The organism is Ruminococcus hominis, from assembly GCF_014287355.1.
Taxonomy (GTDB): Bacteria; Bacillota; Clostridia; order Lachnospirales; family Lachnospiraceae; genus Schaedlerella; species Schaedlerella hominis.
In genome coordinates this window covers 2,319,716-2,338,474 of record NZ_JACOPE010000001.1, presented here as the reverse complement: position 1 = coordinate 2,338,474, position 18,759 = coordinate 2,319,716, and the positions used below count along the sequence as shown (strand labels likewise).

Sequence of the window (18,759 nt, the reverse complement as noted above, 5' to 3'; positions counted from 1 at the left end):
CATGGCTGTAGCAATTTTTACAGTACTTTTAATAGGTTTCATACTCGGAGGAAGCACTGTATATTTAGTTGAAAATCATTTGAGAACAAATGAAATGAATAAAATATATAAATTGACGGAATCCTTAATAAACGGCAATGAATTAGATGGTTCTGATATAGGGAAAGAAACAATCTATTCTAAAACGACCAATCAATTAATCCGTTTACAGGAAATATTGGAAGGAAGAAGGAAAGAGGCTGAAAAAAGTAAATATGAGATACAGAAATTAATTTCTGAGATTGCGCATCAACTAAGGACACCGCTGGCGAATATAAAAAATTATACAGAATTGCTGCAAGAGTCATTAAATGAAACTCAAGAAACATTGAATACAGAATACATAAAAGACTTGCGAACAAGTGAAGAACAATTATGTTTTTTGGTGGAGAGCTTTATAAAAACTGCCCGATTAGAGCAGGGAATCATACAAGTTCACACTCAAAAAGAAAATCTTGTTGAAACGATTTTAAATGCGTTGGGGCAAATACAGAAAAAGGCAGAAGAGAAAGATATCTATTTTCAAGTAGAATTGCCAGAGAAAATTATCTGTGAACATGATAAAAACTGGATGTGTGAGGCGTTTTATAATGTGTTTGATAATGCAGTCAAATATAGTAAAAACAACAGCACGATCAATATCACAATGAAACAGACAGAAATGTTTTATAAAATTCAAGTAAGAGATTATGGAATCGGGATAAGAGATGGAGAAGAAAATAAAATTTTTCAAAGATTTTATCGTGGTGAGCAGGCAAGAGGGCAGGAAGGATGCGGAATTGGTTTATATCTTTCCAGAGAGATTGTTCTATTACAAAAAGGGATGATGAAAGCAAAACAAATGAAGCCAGGGCTGCTTATAGAAGTGAATCTTCCGGTATAGACAGTTCATATGCAGCGTGTAAGAAGTTTGTAAGATGTACCATGTAAAATAGATTATGGCTGAGTTAAAGGTAGCATTTACGAAAGGAGTTTACAGAAAAGATGGATATAATTAAAGCCATAAATCTAAAAAAATATTACACATCTGATACATATGAAGTGCGTGCTTTAGATGGTGTGTCATTAACGGTGGAAGAGGGCGAATTTATAGCGGTTGTTGGTACCTCCGGATGTGGAAAGACAACACTTATGAACATATTAGGTGGTCTTGACATTCCGGATTTTGGAGGTGTCTGGATCAGAAATACAAGTTTAAAAGATCTCAGTAAGGAAGAAAGAACAATATTCAGAAGAAGAAATATCGGATTTGTATTCCAACAATACAATTTAATTCCTTCGCTTAGTATACGCGAAAACATAGTTCTTCCGATGCGACTTGACGGTAAGGAAATTGATATAGATTTCTTTAATGAGATTGTAGAAATACTTGGATTAAAAGATAAATTAGAACGTTTTCCATCAACACTGTCCGGTGGACAGCAACAGAGAGTTTCTATAGCACGGGCATTGTTGACGAAACCGGCAATTGTCCTGGCGGATGAACCGACCGGAAATCTGGATTCTGTTACAAGTATGGAAGTCGTAGGATTACTAAAATCCTGTGCTGCAAGATTTCATCAGACGACATTGATCGTGACGCATCAAGAAGAGGTCGCACAGATGGCAGACAGAGTAATACGTATGTCTGATGGAAAAATCTATACAAGAGATTGTAACGAGTGTTAGGAGGGATTACTATGCTTCACAAGAACATTCCAAATAACAATAAAGACATAATCCGATTTCTGGCTAAAAATTTTGCAGGCACAAAAAAGGTGAGAAATACGATTTTATTTTGCTCGATCGTAATCGGTATTGTTGCTATTACTATGGTATTCGGAATCTCATTTGGAAAAATACAGGCAGAAGAAATAAGATTAATCAGAGAAAATGGAACTGCTTCTTCGGGGAGAATAGAAGATGGAACAGAAGAACAATATGCAAAATTAAAACAACTGGGTTATATAAAACAAGTTGGAAAAAGTATTTTTGTAGGTGAAGCTACAGAAGTTTCGGAGAACAATGCAAAAACGATATGTGATATAGTCTGGGCTGACTCAGAAAGCTGGAACAATTTTTTGAGACCGGCATATACCAATGTGATTGGAAGCTACCCACAGAAAAAGGATGAAATTCTATTATCTGAGCGGGCATTGAAAAAACTTGGTATCTCTGAACCGGAACAAGGAATGGAAATAAACTTAGATGTATACAAAGGTGTGTTCGAACATTCGAAAAAAAAATTCAAACTATGTGGCTGGTATACGGACTATGGAAATGATTTAGCAATCGGCTATATTTCACATGACAAAATTAATGAGTTGAGTCTGGAAAAAGGACCTTATACGTTACTTTTCAGTCAGAGCAATCATTTAAGCAGAAGTAAAACAGAAGAAAAATTATATCAGACATTGCCAATGAAGAGTGCAGAACAGAAGATATACGTTTCTGAAACAGCACAATATACTGCTGTTTCTAAATTCGCAGGTGGATATGAGATGGTGATATTAGGAACGCTAGGTATTTTGTGTGGAATATATTTCCTTGTGGGCAATGTCCTTTGGATATCCATGAGTGAAGATGTTCAAAATCTCGGTTTGCTCCACACGATTGGAGCTACAGAAAGACAGATTACGAAAATTTATCGAAAACAAATGCGGTCACTCATGTTAAAAGGCTCAGTCTTGGGAAGTTTGATCTCTGCACTGATTTTAGTCTTATTAATACCGGAAATATTAGGTTTCCATTTTTATCAGGAAATGGGAGGGAATACAATACTTTCCTTTTTCAGACCGTGGATTCTTTTGCTTTCTGTTGTATTTGTAAATGGAATTTTGTGGATAGCATCGGAAGGCGTTATTAGAAAAATAACGAAGCTGTCTTGTATTGAGAGTGCAACTTATGATGGAAATATGGGTGACAGAAAAATAAAACATCCTGGGAAACTGGTGTTGAAACGCTCTGAAACAGGAGAAATGTTTTATATTGCATTGGGAAATATAACGCGTCATAAAGCACGATTTATCATTACAAGTATTTCCATATTTTTAGGAGTTCTGTCTTTTATTCTAATGAATGTACTTACAAATGGATGTGATTATAAGCATCTTCTTGAAAAACGCCCTGATTTTTTGCTGGCAGGAGAGTTTAGCGAATTTGGGAAAAGCCAGGGGTGTGGGGAAGAATATAAAACAAGAGAAATCGATGTGGATCCTTTGCTGACACAGGGAGATGGTGTAGAACTGTTGTATGACAATGATTATGATGAATTTTCACCAATCTCTCAAGAGTTAGAGAAAAAACTACACGAGATAGATGGTATCGATTGGGAGAACTCCAATCTGATTGAAGGAGCTTATGTGACTACAGTTATGTCCAGAAAAGGAATCCGTCCTTATGACGAAGGGGTTTCGAATCTTACAAATGACAATATGGTGGAAGGATTCTGGTGGGATACTGTGCAGATTTTAAATGAAAATCAAATCTTGTCGCTTAAGAAATACGTTCAGGATAATCAACTCAATATTGATTTGAAATCTTTGGAAGAAGGAAATGGTGTGCTGATCATACATGATCATATGCTGACCCCGGAACAGCAAAAACTTGCAGATGAAGCAATTGGCGAACCGGTATACTTTAAAACTTTGCTTTCAAGAGAAGATGCGATTCGTAGAAAAGAACAAAGTAATTCTGAGAATAAAGAGAAACAACAGGAAGACGAATTCCCTCAAAAAGAATCTGAAACATTTACTCTATGTGGTTATTTGGATCGGCAAAACGATGATTTCCCGGAAATAAATCAATCCTGGCATGGAGAATGCAGCTTATATTATTTTATCAGTGAGAAAGGCTTTCAAAAGATACCAACTGAGAAAAAGATATTAACAATGGAATTAACTGCCAATCCGGAAAAAGAACCTTATGTGAAAACACAGATCAGCGAGCTGGTCTCCGAGGAAAATAAAAAACGATCCGAAATGACAGAAGTATCAATGGATGAAGGAACCGGCGAAGCAGGAGTTTTTGTTATCTGTAAATCAGACCTGATGCAGCAAAAAGAAACATATATGCGAGGAAATCGAATTCTCTTAGGTGCTGTAAGTATCATATTATTCATTGCTGGATTGACCAATTATTGTAACGTTGTATTCACTGGGATGTACGCTCGACGAAAAGAGTTTGACGTAATGAAAAGTATTGGAATGACCGATAAGCAAATGAAATTAATGCTCTTTGGAGAAGGCAGTTATTATTTTATGTGTGTGGTGGGATTGTTATTTACTGTAGGAATGGCAGCTTTGGTTGGGGTAAAGATTTATATGGAAAATAAATTGTCATATTTCACATTTCGTTGGCCGATTCTTATTATCGCAGGAATAATGCTATCACTTTTAGTGGTTAATGTTCTGGTTACCCATTTTGTTGTTGGTTTTTGCGGTGAAGAAAAGGATTCGCATTGATACGATGTCTAGACACTGTGTTTTGCCTTCACTTTTCTCAAAAAGGCAAAAAATAGAACGTATAGTTTTCATACGCTCTATCTCATATTTCATATTAAATTTTTAAATTCTACAAACTTGATTTTTCTTATGCTCCTGTTCTATTTTACAACCACAGTGTGGACAATATTCTTCACTATTTATAGGTACAATCCTTAATGATTTGCCACAGAATGGACAGTGATTTTTGATTACAATTATGAATAACCTATTATAAGTTATGCCACTTCAATTTTTGCAAATATCATCCAATCTGCAATACATGAAATTAAAATAACTATTCCTAAAAATGCAGGTACTCCTGCAAATTGTTCTAAATAATTTGAATGAATTCAATATTATGCTTTTTTTTCCTTAAATGGCTTCAGAAAGATCACCCATCCAAAGATCAGCAGATTCATTACCAGTGCCACAGGAATATCTCCCCAGTGGATTTGCTGATTCTGAAGTACATCCGCAGAGTACGTTCCTGAAAAAACTACCACCATATTATTATTCAGAAAATGAATAATTATCGGAACCCAGATATTCTGGGTTTTCATATAAGTATATGCCATAAAAATCCCCAGTGAAATACAGGTAACAAACTGGCTTGCCAGAGCCGCCAGCCCCATATCCGGCGTAGTGTAATAGAAGAAGTCTATTGGCAGATGCCATACAGCCCACACACAGCCCAAAAGGATTACGCCGCCTTTTAGTCCAAATTTTTTCTGAAGAAGAGGCTGAAGATAATATCTCCATCCGTATTCTTCTCCAAAGAATGCCACTACTGACAGGAAAAAGTTTACCAAAACAGTAAAAAATATGATCCAGGTAGTAGGATTTGCCATTATTTTGCCAAATTCAGAAAGCTGGCCGCTCAGAGTACAGGCAATCACAAATCTGAGAAGATATAATCCAATAAACAACAGGATCATACGAATAGATATATTCCAGTGTTCGCTGTTCAGTCCATAGGCTCTGCGCTTTTCTTTACCGGATTGCAGAAGAAGAATCCAGAAAATAACGCTGCCACCTATTATAACGTACTCCATGATCGGTGCCCACTGAGAATATGGCATGCTCATCAGATCTCTATTTTTGGGAGCCAGAACAGAAGCCGCCGTGCAGACAACCAGCACCGCCGTGAGAGCTACAAAGAATATGTAAAAAGCCGTTGGAAGATTTTTATCTCCTTTTTTGGTAATTAAATAAGCCATCATCACACCTGCTGCTGGATACAGCATCTGCGCCTGTGGAAAAGCGCTGAGATTAAGACCTTTTCCATAGCCATACCACATCAGAAGTCCCATTACATATGTGATTCCGTATGCTATAATCACATAGATCAAAAGCTGTTTTTTCTCTGTTTGCATAAATTTCATAATTCCTTCCTTGCAACTTCTAATTTGTTACTCACATGATATCATACTTTAGACACTTAGGTACAGGTTATTCCTCAAATTGCAGGGTTGTTTCATGAACTATCCATGGGCAGATCTAACTTATTGCATCCTTGCTATCACATCTCTCATATTGTTTCTGATTCATTGGTCATGTAAAAAAGCGCAAATTAACTCTATATCCCTTTACAGGACCTTTTTTCAGAGGTATTCTTTTTATATAGTCAATAGAGACTGGCTATGCCTTGAAACACATACCGTTCCCGCAAAGCGGCATTGTCACAAAAGCAGTCCATCATTTCTGTCATTATATTTGCCAGACCCGTCTCGTACATTGCCAGACGCAGGATGTTGTATGCGTATTTTCTGATGAGCGACAGGTTGTTCCGGGACTTTTTGGCTGGCGAGCGGTCTTCCCTAAATGTATCGTCCAGCACATGATGGAGCCGGTTCTCTATTGACCAGTGCATTCTTTTTATGCTTCCCAGCTCCTCTGCTGTAAGGATCAGGTCTGATATCAGTGCCGTACACTGGACATCTTTCCCGGCTCCCTCTCCAGCAGAAGGAGCTGGGATTCTTCTGGAGCCTTTTTCCAAAAACTCTTCCTTCGACGGCGTCACATCATTCCCCTGGCTGTCTTTTTCCTTGGGTATCCTCACCTGCTTGATCCGCCCAATACTTTGAACGTGCGGCCATTCTTTTTGGCTTTTGGTCAGATTTGAAGCGTCTTTACATATCTGGCAAGTCCTATACTCATTTCTGTCCCGGTTTTTTTCCATCTGGCTGATTTCTTCGTATTTCTCAAGGAACTCCTTCATCCCAGGATCCATAGCTTCGCCTTTTTTTCTTTTGAGATCTTCCGCCCCCAGTTTATCCATGAACGTATGAATCTCCTCATAGGCCTCCGGCTGATTTTTCTTTACTGTTAACACAAAATGTCCTCCCTGTTCATGAATCTGTTCCATGATTGCAGTCTGTGTCCCAACAGCATCAATCGTTACAATGCTCCCGCTGATATCCAGAAGCTTTAATAATTCAGGAATCGCCGTAATCTCATTCGTCTTTGAATCTACCGGAAGCTGTGCAAGTATCAATCCCCGGACCGTTTCCACTACATTCAGCAGCATCGGGGTTGTCTCACCTTTCGTTTTTTCCGTTGCACCGCACAATGCTTTCCCATCAATAGCTAGATGGGTATTTCTGGATTCCACGATCTCGCCAATCCACTCCATAAAAGCATACAAAGCTAATTCCTCATCAATGCCATTCAACATCCGGGTAATAGTGGAAGGCGAGGCGATCCCGTATTTTAAGTTCATATGCTTCCGCAGCTCTTCCAAGTGGGTTTTGCACCATTTCAGGCTCCTGCGGATCGTTGTCCGGCCACAAAGGAATCCGAGGGTGACGCATACCAGCATTTCTCCAAGATCGTGTCTTTTCTCTCTGCCGCACCGATAATCCGGAATCTGCCTGAAATAATGGATCAATTTTTCTGTCAGAACAGTCTTTTCAGCACATTTCCAATGCCACCTGTATTTTCTCCAGGAGTCTCCGTTGCCCCTCATTCACTTTCGAAATGATTTCCGTTTTATCCAGGCATACTAAATAGATGGTCTCTAACTGATGTAATTCTTCCAGGCCAATGCCCTGTTTTTTATAAATTCTGCGGGACAGGGACGCTGTCTGGGCTGCAAACTGATATCGGAAATCCGATTCTTTTTTCATCACTCGTGTTTTCTGGATATAAGAGGTTGGAGACTGTTTTAGAAGAATAATGGAAAGTACATCCTGCCAGTCATCCCCCAACGGTTTTTTCCAATCATCCGGACACAACTCCCAGACGGCTTTTGAAAATCCGTATTCCCATACTTCTGCATCTGTCAAAGATACTTTTCTTTTATTGCTTTGTATTACTCCTTCCGGAGTAATCACGCCGATATAGGTATCGACTGGCTGCGGATACTTTTTCCCTTTCACGCGCCGGGATGTTCTTTTATAGAGATAATACGAATCTCCTTTTTTCTTCACGGTAGTTCCTTTGATCCGATACTTCTGAACCCAATCCGGGTACTTTTTCTCAGTTACTGGCATAATATCCTCCTTTCTGTATAGGTGCAATACACCTATACCATATAGATATTATACCTCTACAGGCACAAAAAATCAAGAGTTACACATGTTTTGTATAACATGCATAACCCCCGATAAAATCTGATCTTTTTATGTTTTTAAAAATCCTTCATGAAACAACCCTGGTGGCTTTCTCTCCATCCGACCATTTTTCAAAGTAAGTATCTTAGTCGCAAAATAAATTGTAATATAATAGTCTCCTTCCTGCTCTGCAGTCAAGCTGTACTGATGTTGTCTTTTTTGAAATAGCGGTACTACTTTTCTTTTCTTTTTAAGGAAACAATAATAGTAATCCATAATGGGATAGAAAAAGTATAGCACCTTACCAGTATGTCAAGAATATTCGTCTTTCCAATTACCTGAATCAAAATCAGTAAGATAATTCCAATCATGATTCCGATACTTGTTATGATAGCCGATAAATGCTTTTTCATAAATACCTCCTTGAGTTATTGGTTAACTATATTTGTATATGGACCGTACCATACACCTAGCGGATCGCAGAACATCCAAATGACTTTATATTGATTAATAAGAGATGAATTGAATTTATAAATTGTTGCGTTGACACGTCCTCCAGGACTCATACCAGCAATTACAGATAATGCTCCAAAACCAATAGCTCCTATTACTGCCTGTGGACCAATGAATCCGATACCTATTGCTATAGCACCTGCGATTACAGCAACAGCAGCGGCTTCTGGCCATGTAATAGTATGATCTACAGAACTGAAATAAATCCAATTAGCATCAGCTAATACATTTACATTTTTGTCAGGAGTACCAACACTCCAAACATGACCATCCACTAGAGTAGTATAATTATCTTCATCATATTCTAATTGTGCTATAATCTGACCTGATTCATCAAGTATATCCATCCCTCGATTTCCTTCATCCGTCAGATATAAGTTATAGATATAAGTTTTCCCATCAATCAGAATTTCTTCTGAGTGATGATTTTTATATAATAAATTAGCAGAATCATCATTAAGATTAATATTTGAGGCGTTTGCAGATATCCCTTGTATCAGCGTAATTGTAATTACTAATATGAATGCTATCATTTTCTTTGCGTGTTTCATAAATTCTTTCTCCTTCCTTTAATTCTGTTACATTCCACAAGATTTCTGGCAACACATATATCTTTCTTAAAAATAAATATTTTACACTACTTTCTTATTTTTTTTCGATGTGAAATTAATATGCCAATGGATTCTCCTCCTCTCATAACAAAGAATACTCGTTTTTATTGTAATAGTATTATATTATATATTCAGACAACTTTCAATAAACATTCATACTATTCTGATATTTTGGGCAATTCGTTTTTCCATAATATTATCTTTCGCAGCACTGCGGTTCCTGCAGATAAAAATTTATTTGGCTTTCCTTACCGCTTATATAACTAAAATTTTTCTTATGAATAAGTTGTTTTTCTGCCGGTTTATTTTTTATGATGTGGGTGTCAAAAGTCACATTTTCTGTGACTGACAACTGCACATATTTTTTGTCCTTTGCTACGAGTTTTATTTTCGTAGCAAAGCGCACTATGTGATATCAATACTTTTGACACCCACATCATACGATTTTATTTTGCTCGGCAGTAATCGGTATTGTTGCTATTACCATGGTATTTGGAATTTCCTTTGGAAAAATACAAGCAGAAGAAATAAGATTAACCCGAGAAAATGGAACTGCTTCTTCGGGCAGAATAGAAGATGGAACAGAAGAACAATATGCAAAATTAAAACAACTGGATTATATAAAACGGGTTGGAAAAAGTATTTTTGTAGGTGAAGCTACAGACATTTCAGATGATAATGCAAAAACGATATGTGATGTAGTATGGGCTGACTCAGAAAGCTGGAACAATTTTTTGAAGCCTGCATATACCAATGTGATTGGAAATTACCCACAGAAAAAGGATGAAATTCTATTATCTGAGAGGGCATTGAAAAAACTTGGTATTTCTGAACCAGAACAGGGAATGGAAATAAACTTAGATGTATACAAAGGTCTGTTCGAACATTCGAAAGAAAAATTCAAACTATGTGGCTGGTATACGGACTCTGGAAATAAATTAGCAATCGGATATATTTCACATGACAAAATTAATGAGTTAAACCTGGAAAAGGGTCCCTATACTTTACTTTTCAGTCAGAGCAATCATTTAAGCAGAAGCAAAACAGAAGAAAAATTATATCAGGCATTGCCGATGAAGAGTGCAGATCAGAAGATATACGTTTCTGATACAGCACAATATACTGCCGTTTCTAAATTCGCAGGTGGATATGAGATGGTGATATTAGGAACGCTAGGTATTTTGTGCGGAATTTATTTCCTTGTGCGTAATGTTCTTTGGATATCCATGAGTGAAGATATTCAAAATCTCGGATTACTCCACACGATTGGAGCCACAGAAAGACAGATCACAAAAATATACCGGAAACAAATGCGGTTACTCATGTTAAAAGGTTCTGTCTTAGGGAGTTTGATTTCTGTATTGATTTTGGTCTTATTGATACCGGAAATATTAGGGTTTCATTTTTATCAGGAAATGGGAGGAAATATGATACTTTCCTTTTTCAGACCATGGATTCTTTTTCTTTCTGTTGTATTTGTAAATGGAATTTTGTGGATGGCATCAGAAGGCGTTATTAGAAAAATAACGAAGCTGTCTTGTATCGAGAGTGCCACTTATGATGGAAATATGGGTGACAAAAAAATAAAACATCCTGGAAAACTGGTGTTGAAACGCTCTGAGACAGGAGAAATGTTTTATATTGCATGGGGAAATATAAAACGTCATAAAGCACGATTTATCATTACAAGTATTTCTATCTTTTTAGGAGTCCTGTCTTTTATTCTAATGAATGTACTTACAAATGGATGCGATTATAAGCATCTTCTTGAGAAACGCCCTGATTTTTTGCTGGCAGGAGAGTTTAGCGAATTCGGGAAAAGCCAGGGATGTGGGGAAGAATATAAAACTAGAGAAATCGATGTTGATCCTTTACTGACACAGGGCGACGGTGTGGAACTGTTGTATGACAATGATTATGATGAATTTTCACCAATTTCTCAAGAGTTAGAGAAAAAACTACACAAGATAGATGGTATTGATTGGGAGAAGTCCAATCTGATTGAAGGAGCCTATGTAGATACGGTTATATCTAAGAAAGGCATTCGTCCCTATGACGAGGGGCTTTCGAATCTTACAAGTGAGAATATGGTGGAAGGATTTAGCTGGGATACTGTACAAGTTATAGATGAAAATCAAATCTTGTCACTTAAGAAATACGTGCAGGATAATCAACTCAATATTGATATGGAATCTTTGGAAGAGGGAAATGGCGTGCTGATCATACATGATCATATGCTGACTCCGGAACAGCAAAAACTTGCAAATGAAGCAATTGGCGAACCGGTATATTTTAAAACGTTGCTTTCAAAAGAAGATGCAATTCGTAGAAAAGAACAATATAATTCTGATAGTAAAGAGAAACAACAGGAAGACGATTTCCTACAAAAGGAATCCGTAACATTTACTTTATGCGGTTATTTAGACAGGCAAAGTGATGATTTCCCGGAAATAAATCAATCCTGGCATGGAGAAGGCAGCTTATACTATTTTATCAGTGAGAAAGGCTTTCAAAAGATACCAACTGAGAAAAAGATATTAACAATGGAATTAACTGCCGACTCAGAAAAAGAACCTTATGTGAAAACACAGATCAGCGAGCTGGTCTCCGAGGAAAATAAAAAACGATCCGAAATGACAGAAGTATCAATGGATGAAGGAACCGGCGAAGCAGGAGTTTTTGTTATCTGTAAATCAGACCTGATGCAGCAAAAAGAAACATATATGAGAGGAAATCGAATTCTCTTAGGTGCTGTAAGTATCATATTATTCATTGCAGGATTGACCAATTATTGTAACGTTGTATTTACCGGGATGTACACTCGGAGAAAAGAATTTGATATTATGAAAAGCATTGGGATGACCGATAAGCAAATGAAATTAATGCTTTTTGGAGAAGGCAGTTATTATTTTATGTGTGTGATGGGATTGTTGTTTACTGTAGGAATGGTCACTTTGGTTGGAGTAAAGATTTATATGGAAAATAAATTGTCATATTTTACATTTCATTGGCCGATTCAGATTACTGTGAGTGTAATGTTATCATTTGCAGTTATTAATATTTTTGTTACATGTCTTGCGTGTAAGAAAAAATCTGGAAAAACAAATTGATCAAAAAGGAATGAATTATACGCTTTTTAAGGCTTGTAAGGTGGTGCAAGAAAGTCATGACCAAAGAGTGATAATCGAATCATATAGATAGCTTATGGCAACAGCAGGTTGCTTTTCATCCTGCAGATTTATCGATATGATAAAGATAACGGAGGTGACGACTATGGAAACAAAAAATATTATTTTGAAACTTCGTACTGGAAGAGGAATGTCACAAGACGAGCTGGCAGATAAAATCATGGTTACAAGGCAGGCAGTATCACGTTGGGAAAATGGAGATACCGTTCCAAATACGGATACACTTAAGCTCTTATCGAAAGAATTTGATGTCTCAATCAATACGCTTTTAGGAGAACCCAGAAAGTTGATTTGTCAGTGCTGCGGGATGCCAATTGATGATGATTCCATATTGGGACGTGATAAAGATGGCACATTAAATGAGGAGTATTGTAAATGGTGCTATGCAGATGGAACGTACACATATAACGATATGGATGAATTGATTGATGTATGTGTAAAGAATATGGTAAATGAAAGCTTTACCGAAGAACAGGCACGCACTTATCTGAAAGAAATGCTTCCAAAGTTAGATTATTGGAAAAGGTATGATGAACTTAGTGACAATGGGCAGTTTGAAGAGTTTAAAATGCAATTGATAAATGAAATAAATGATCTGCATATAGATGGACTTCCAAGGGTAGACAAACTAAATGCACTTGTGGGGAAATATGTGAATCTGGAATATAATCTGCCTAATGGTCAAAAAGTGAAATTCCTTGATGATCAGAAAACCTATCTGGGCAATCAACTGGAGTCTGAATTTGGGGGAGAAAGGTGCTTCGGTATTTTGGCAGGTATGGATTTTCTTCTCGTATGTACATATGAGAAGAATGGTGAAAATCCGGAGCTTGTGATTTATAAAAAGAGATAATATAAACAAAAAGAATAGTCTAGACAAATAAATGACCGTTTACTATTATCAAAACGTAAATGGTCGTTTATTTATTTTAGAGAAAATATTAATTGTGGCACTGCATCTGTTTGCCAGAGATGGTTACGAGACTGTCTACGTCAGCCGGATAGCAGGAGAACTTGATATGACAAAAGGGGCATTGTACCGTCATAACAAAAGAAAGAGAGATATTTTTGACTGTATTGTACAGCGTATGGAGCAGCAGATGGAATTATCATGCATCTTGGTAGCGATTTGTGCATGTTAGTTGTCTGTATATAGACAATGAATTCAATTAGCGATAGAATAATTATGGTGGTAAATCCGTGGCACTCGGTGTGATGTTTATTGTGATGTCTCTGGGATGCCGTTATGGAGCAGAATTGCGCGAAGGAATGGAGTAACGGAATGAAATGGAAAAGAATTTGAAGTGTCTCGGCGTTTTTTCACACCTTGTCCTCGCTGCGGCTTTATTATTGCTGACCGCCTGCGGCAACGATTCACCTAAAATGGTGATTACCACGCAGAACGGTATCACAACATATGAAGGCAAATTTGAACCGGAACGATATATCGAAGCTCATATCCGGAGCGATGGGTAATAGAAAAATATAGTTTATGTGCGGCTGAAAAATTTGTGTGAAAGTGAAGAAATATAGGGGTCGAATAGATAACATGGAAAAATATAATATCAGCCTCAGGCAGATTATGAGATAGAGTTATCCTTGATGTTATAGCAAAAGCGCAGGATTTGTTATGGTGATTTGGGAGAAAAGAGCAATTTATTGATTATATGGAGCAGCATGAAAAAGGAGAAGATATGGAATCAGATATCATTAAAATCAGCCATCTGAATAAAAGCTTTGGCGAAGTAAAAGCAGTAAATGATTTGAGCTTTCGTGTGAAAAAAGGAGAATTGTTTGCGTTTCTTGGAGTAAACGGTGCAGGGAAAAGCACAACGATTTCTATTCTCTGTGGACTGCTGAAAAAAGACAGTGGAACTGTTCTGGTAAATGGAATAGAAACTGACAAAGCCAGTGCACAGACAAAGCGGATGCTTGGTGTTGTATTTCAGGATAGTGTGCTTGATAAACCGCTTACAGTGAAAGAAAACTTGATGAGCAGAGCTGCGTTGTACGGCATTACAGGAAATGCTTTTGATAAAAGATTACAGGAACTGGTCGAGATTTTGGATTTTGACGAGTTTTTAAACAGACCTGTAGGTAAGCTGTCGGGAGGTCAGAGAAGAAGGATTGATATTGCCCGTGCATTATTGCACAGACCGGAAATTTTGATTCTTGATGAACCTACTACAGGGCTTGATCCGCAGACAAGGCAGTTAATCTGGAATGTTATCGAGAAGCTTCAGAAAAATGAAAATATGACAGTATTTCTAACCACCCATTATATGGAAGAGGCTGCTAATGCCGGGTATGTTGTGATTCTCGACAAAGGAAGTATTGCAGCGGAAGGTACACCATTTGAACTTAAAAATGATTATGTACAGGATATAGTATCTGTTTATGGTGTTTCCGAAGATGAAATAAAGTCATTGAACAGAGAATATAAAAAAATACATGACGGATATCAGTTAAAAGTAAGAAATACGAAGGAAGCAACGAGACTTATTGTAGAGCATCAGGACTTATTCACGGATTATGAAGTAGTAAAAGGCGGTATGGATGACGTATTTCTTGCAGTCACAGGAAAGAAGCTTGGAGGTGAACGCTGATGAGAACAGTATTGGCACTAATGAACAGGAACAGGAAACTGTTTTTTAAAGATAAAGGGATGTTGTTTACATCAATGATCACACCCGTCATTCTGATTGTTCTGTATGCTACGTTTCTTGCAAAGGTTTTCAGAGATTCTTTTACAGCGGCAATTCCGGATATGATTACGATTTCGGATAAGCTTATTAATGGAACCGTGGCAGCACAACTGACAGCATCACTTATGGCAGTGAGCTGTATCACTGTAACATTTTGTGTGAATCTGACTATGGTGCAGGACAGGGCAAATGGAACAAGGAAGGATTTTAATGTTTCGCCTGTCAGCAAGAGAAAAATATATTTGGGATATTTCCTTTCAACAGTTGCTAATTCATTGATGGTCAATGGACTTGCGTTTGTATTATGCCTGGGATATTTACTGAAAATGGGATGGTATATGAATGCAGCAGATGTATTCTGGGTTTTATTTGATATGATATTGCTCGTCCTGTTTGGAAGTACGCTTTCAAGTATCATTAGTTTTCCATTGACAACACAGGGACAGCTTTCAGCTGTAGGTACAATTGTCAGCGCAGGATATGGTTTTATATGTGGTGCTTATATGCCGATTTCAAATTTTGGTTCAGGTCTTCAGAAGGCACTGTCTTATCTTCCGAGTACATATGCTACTTCATTGATTAAGAATCATATGCTTCACGGAGTTTTCAAGGAGATGGAGAGAAAACATTATCCGGATGAAATGGTTGAAGCGATAAGAGACACGCTTGATTGCAATCCGGTATTTCATGGAAATGTGGTGAGTATAAATCAGATGATTGGCATTATGATGGGAAGCATAGCTATATTTGGAATTATTTACTATGTGGTTACATTGTTGCCAGAGGGTGAAGGCGGACGATAGGCTGCTCGACTTGAATTTTAAGAATGCTAGGCGATGCAGAAAAATTTATAGTTAAGGAAAGTACAGTTTACAAGGGACTACACAGGGTAGGTATCTGACGGGGGTTCCGCCCGTCAGATTTTCCATGTGATGTTCAAGCTGTCGCTTGTAGCGGCTGTGGTGGTAATCATCAAGTCCACCACCCGCCGCTTGTCGTCAAAGGATACATTCTCCCAAGTGTCGAGGTAGCCGGAAATTTGGCTGACCTGTTCCGGGCTGATGGCTTCCACCGTCAGCTCCGCTATCCTCGCCAGAAGTTCCTGCTTGCGCCCGTCCAGTTCCGCTATCTTCACATTCACATAGGAGAGCAGGACATTGTTTGCACCCGTCAGACTGTCCACCAGCTTTTCAATCTCGCTGTCCACATGGGCAAGCTCCACTTACAGTGCTGCAATTTTCGGGTTTGCCTTTGCCGCTTTCTTTCTGCCTGTCAGAGTCTTGTAGCTTGCCAGTTTCTTTACCATCTGCTGATAAACAACCGCTTCCAGCTCCGAAGTGATGATTTTCCCGCACCCGGCACAGCTTTTATTGTCCAGCCGTTTCGTACAGCGAAGGTATTGCTTGCCGGAGGAATTGAAGATACTCATAAGGGCATACCCGCAGTTCCCGCCCTTGATACAGATAGCAGCCGTTCATGCCAGTAAAATCGGCAGCGTCATTGACAATGACCGTCCCTTGACTTTTGAAAAACTCATACACATCAAGGTCTGCCTGCACATAGACAGGATTGCGTAACAGCTGCGCCAGCGTGGGGCGTATCAGCTCTTTGCCATGGAACAAAATCCCCTGTTCGGCAAAGTACCGGGTAATGTCCCCGTAGGAGGTTGTGGGCTGAGCATACATCTCAAACATCAGCCGGATATTTGCCGCTTCGTCTGGATTTACCACCAGCTTTTTTGTATTGATACCGTCCATCTTAATCGGCTCTGTATGGAAGCCGTAAGGGGCTTTCCCACCCATCTTGAAACCTCGCTGGCTGCGGGAATAGTAAGCGTCCGTTACTCGCTTCTGTATGGTTTCCCTCTCAAGCTGGGCGAACACGATACAGATATTTAACATCGCCCGCCCCATCGGGGTGGAGGTATCAAACTTTTCCGTAGAGGACACAAACTCTACATTGTACTGCTGGAACAGCTCCATCATGTTGGCAAAGTCCAGAATGGAACGGCTGATACGGTCGAGCTTGTAAACCACGACCTTTGCAATTAAGCCCCGCTTGATGTCCCGCACCAGTTCTTGAAACTTCGGACGGTCTGTATTCTTGCCGCTGTACCCTTTGTCTGTGTATTCCTTGCAGTTACCGCCTTTCAACTCGTATTTGCAAAATTCAATCTGGCTTTCAATGGAAATGCTGTCCTTTTTGTCTACCGATTGTCTTGCATAGATTGCGTCTATTCGATTATTCATATTGTCGCTCCTTTTCTTAAAAAAGAAACGGAGCTGCTGACACCTTTATTATACCGTCAGCAGCCCCGCAAATCAACGATGGCTTTGGAAAACCTTATGCCCCGGCTTCCTCACTCTGCCGTTTGTCGGCATACTTGCGGAACACCTCATAAAGCTGCTGTTCCAGCTCCCGGCGTTTTGCCGCTTCCGGCTCCGGCGTGAACACCGGGGAGAGATTTTCCAGCGTGATTTCCTTTCCCTGAAAAGTCACGACTTCGGTTTCTTTCTTGTATCTGATATGCTCCATAGTACCTCCGTATTTAATTTTCAAAGTGCAGTGCCGTCATACCGCGGCGTGAAATGTTTTCTGTCATCGATCACCGTTCCCTTGTGTGCCGCTGCTGCCGTTTCAGTTCTGCCAGCACCTCCGGCGGGATACGGTCTACCAGCCGCTGAATGTCTTTCAGCTCGCTTTCCAGCTTTGCCCGTTCCATCGTATCTTTCATCTTGCCTTTTTCGCTGGCTTTGGCTCTGGCTTCCAACTGTTCATTTTCTGCCAAAAGGTCGTTTATCGTGACCTTGTATTTTTTGAGCTGTCCGGAGAAGTTCTCCATCTGCGGAAACCACTTTTTCAGCAGGGAGAGGGATTCCTCTTTCTTCTTTCCGGCATTGAACGGGGTAATACCGTCCAGCGTGGCTTCAATGGCTCTTGCCTGTTTGGAGAGATTGACCGCCTGCTTAAACAAACGGGTGGGGATATGCTTCCTGCCTGTCTTGCTGGCACTTTCCCCACGCTCCAAGTCGGGATATTTCTCCACCATATAGGCGTGAAAATCGTCCTGCCATTTTGTGAGGTTGGCTCTATTCCCAATAATCTCCTTTGCACACAGGCGGTTGTCCTCTGTCAGCGGGACAAAGACCAAATGCAGGTGGGGCGTTTTCTCGTCCATGTGTACCACCGCCGACACGATATTTTCTTTCCCTACCCGCCCGATTAAGAAATCAGCCGCCCTCTGGAAAAACGCCTGTATCTCCTTTGGGGATTTTTTCTTGAAAAACTCCGGGCTGGCGGTTATCAGCGTATCGACAAAGCGTGTGCTATCCTTGCGGGTGCGGCATCCGGCTTGTTCAATGCGGCTCTGAATGAAATGGTAATAGCGGCTCTCCGGCTTGACGATATGGAAGTTGTATTTACTCCGGCTTGTGTCAATGTCGGGATTGCTGGCGTACTGTTCCTTTTGCCGTTCGTGATGGGCTTCCAGCGGTCTTGCCGGATTGCCTTTGTGTTTTTCAAATCGCAAGATTGCGTGTTGTGCCATGAAACTCCTTTCCCCATTCCGTTCTTTTCCGGGACTTTTCCACAGGAAAATCCCGCAGAAAATATCTCAGATAGGATAGGAATGGATAAGATATAAATAAAATCGTTTTAATCTCTGTATTTCTATATACCGTCCGGTTTTC

General features: G+C 39.2%; 16 protein-coding genes and 1 pseudogene. 9 read left to right on the top strand and 8 right to left on the bottom strand.

The window, feature by feature from the left end:
- Position 1: 1 nt before the first annotated feature.
- The 3 genes from H8S40_RS10350 (at position 2) to H8S40_RS10340 (ending at position 4,481) form a co-directional block, all read left to right on the top strand.
- A complete protein-coding gene (locus H8S40_RS10350) occupies positions 2 to 922 on the top strand; it encodes a sensor histidine kinase (RefSeq protein WP_238012853.1) in 921 nt (306 codons plus the stop codon).
- Positions 923 to 1,023: 101 nt separating this feature from the next.
- Complete coding sequence (locus H8S40_RS10345; protein ID WP_186865216.1) at positions 1,024 to 1,707, top strand: ABC transporter ATP-binding protein; 684 nt, start codon at positions 1,024 to 1,026, stop codon at positions 1,705 to 1,707.
- Positions 1,708 to 1,718: 11 nt separating this feature from the next.
- Entirely contained in the window at positions 1,719 to 4,481 is a 2,763-nt protein-coding gene (locus H8S40_RS10340) for an ABC transporter permease (RefSeq protein WP_186865215.1), read from the top strand.
- Between the two features lie 377 nt (positions 4,482 to 4,858).
- Here H8S40_RS10340 and H8S40_RS10335 read toward each other — a convergent pair whose 3' ends face one another.
- From H8S40_RS10335 to H8S40_RS10315, 5 genes are all read right to left on the bottom strand, one after another.
- Positions 4,859 to 5,884, bottom strand: a complete 1,026-nt coding sequence (locus H8S40_RS10335) for a CPBP family intramembrane glutamic endopeptidase (protein WP_117861816.1) — start codon at positions 5,882 to 5,884, stop codon at positions 4,859 to 4,861.
- A gap of 242 nt (positions 5,885 to 6,126) precedes the next feature.
- On the bottom strand, positions 6,127 to 7,467 hold the full coding sequence (locus H8S40_RS10330) for an ISAs1 family transposase (protein WP_227156865.1): 1,341 nt from the start codon (positions 7,465 to 7,467) through the stop codon (positions 6,127 to 6,129).
- Entirely contained in the window at positions 7,412 to 7,993 is a 582-nt protein-coding gene (locus H8S40_RS10325; RefSeq protein ID WP_055148571.1) for a hypothetical protein, read from the bottom strand. The genes H8S40_RS10330 and H8S40_RS10325 overlap by 56 nt, the downstream gene beginning before the upstream one ends.
- Before the next feature lie 293 nt (positions 7,994 to 8,286).
- Complete coding sequence (locus H8S40_RS10320; protein ID WP_117861818.1) at positions 8,287 to 8,466, bottom strand: hypothetical protein; 180 nt, start codon at positions 8,464 to 8,466, stop codon at positions 8,287 to 8,289.
- Between the two features lie 15 nt (positions 8,467 to 8,481).
- The gene (locus H8S40_RS10315; RefSeq protein WP_117861817.1) at positions 8,482 to 9,117 is read right to left on the bottom strand and encodes a hypothetical protein; all 636 of its coding nucleotides are present in this window, start codon (positions 9,115 to 9,117) and stop codon (positions 8,482 to 8,484) included.
- 545 nt (positions 9,118 to 9,662) lie between these two features.
- Between H8S40_RS10315 and H8S40_RS10310 the strand changes: the two genes are divergently transcribed.
- From H8S40_RS10310 to H8S40_RS10285, 6 genes are all read left to right on the top strand, one after another.
- On the top strand, positions 9,663 to 12,287 hold the full coding sequence (locus tag H8S40_RS10310; RefSeq protein ID WP_243238230.1) for an FtsX-like permease family protein: 2,625 nt from the start codon (positions 9,663 to 9,665) through the stop codon (positions 12,285 to 12,287).
- 163 nt (positions 12,288 to 12,450) lie between these two features.
- Positions 12,451 to 13,218 carry a zinc ribbon domain-containing protein gene (locus tag H8S40_RS10305; protein WP_186865214.1) on the top strand — a complete coding sequence of 256 codons (768 nt, stop codon included), beginning with the start codon at positions 12,451 to 12,453 and terminating at the stop codon, positions 13,216 to 13,218.
- 31 nt (positions 13,219 to 13,249) lie between these two features.
- Positions 13,250 to 13,507, top strand: a complete 258-nt coding sequence (locus H8S40_RS10300; protein ID WP_022074409.1) for a TetR/AcrR family transcriptional regulator — start codon at positions 13,250 to 13,252, stop codon at positions 13,505 to 13,507.
- Positions 13,508 to 13,652: 145 nt separating this feature from the next.
- Entirely contained in the window at positions 13,653 to 13,841 is a 189-nt protein-coding gene (locus H8S40_RS10295) for a hypothetical protein (RefSeq protein ID WP_186865213.1), read from the top strand.
- Between the two features lie 218 nt (positions 13,842 to 14,059).
- On the top strand, positions 14,060 to 14,971 hold the full coding sequence (locus H8S40_RS10290) for an ABC transporter ATP-binding protein (protein ID WP_186865212.1): 912 nt from the start codon (positions 14,060 to 14,062) through the stop codon (positions 14,969 to 14,971).
- The gene (locus H8S40_RS10285) at positions 14,971 to 15,873 is read left to right on the top strand and encodes an ABC transporter permease (RefSeq protein ID WP_186865211.1); all 903 of its coding nucleotides are present in this window, start codon (positions 14,971 to 14,973) and stop codon (positions 15,871 to 15,873) included. The genes H8S40_RS10290 and H8S40_RS10285 overlap by 1 nt, the downstream gene beginning before the upstream one ends.
- Before the next feature lie 113 nt (positions 15,874 to 15,986).
- Here H8S40_RS10285 and H8S40_RS10280 read toward each other — a convergent pair.
- From H8S40_RS10280 to mobV, 3 genes and pseudogenes are all read right to left on the bottom strand, one after another.
- A pseudogene (locus H8S40_RS10280) lies at positions 15,987 to 17,319 on the bottom strand (recombinase family protein).
- Positions 17,320 to 17,413: 94 nt separating this feature from the next.
- Positions 17,414 to 17,605: a hypothetical protein gene (locus H8S40_RS10275; RefSeq protein WP_186865210.1), complete on the bottom strand. Its 192-nt coding sequence runs from the start codon at positions 17,603 to 17,605 to the stop codon at positions 17,414 to 17,416.
- Between the two features lie 70 nt (positions 17,606 to 17,675).
- On the bottom strand, positions 17,676 to 18,617 hold the full coding sequence (gene mobV / locus H8S40_RS10270) for a MobV family relaxase (protein WP_186865209.1): 942 nt from the start codon (positions 18,615 to 18,617) through the stop codon (positions 17,676 to 17,678).
- Between the last annotated feature and the right edge of the window lie 142 nt (positions 18,618 to 18,759).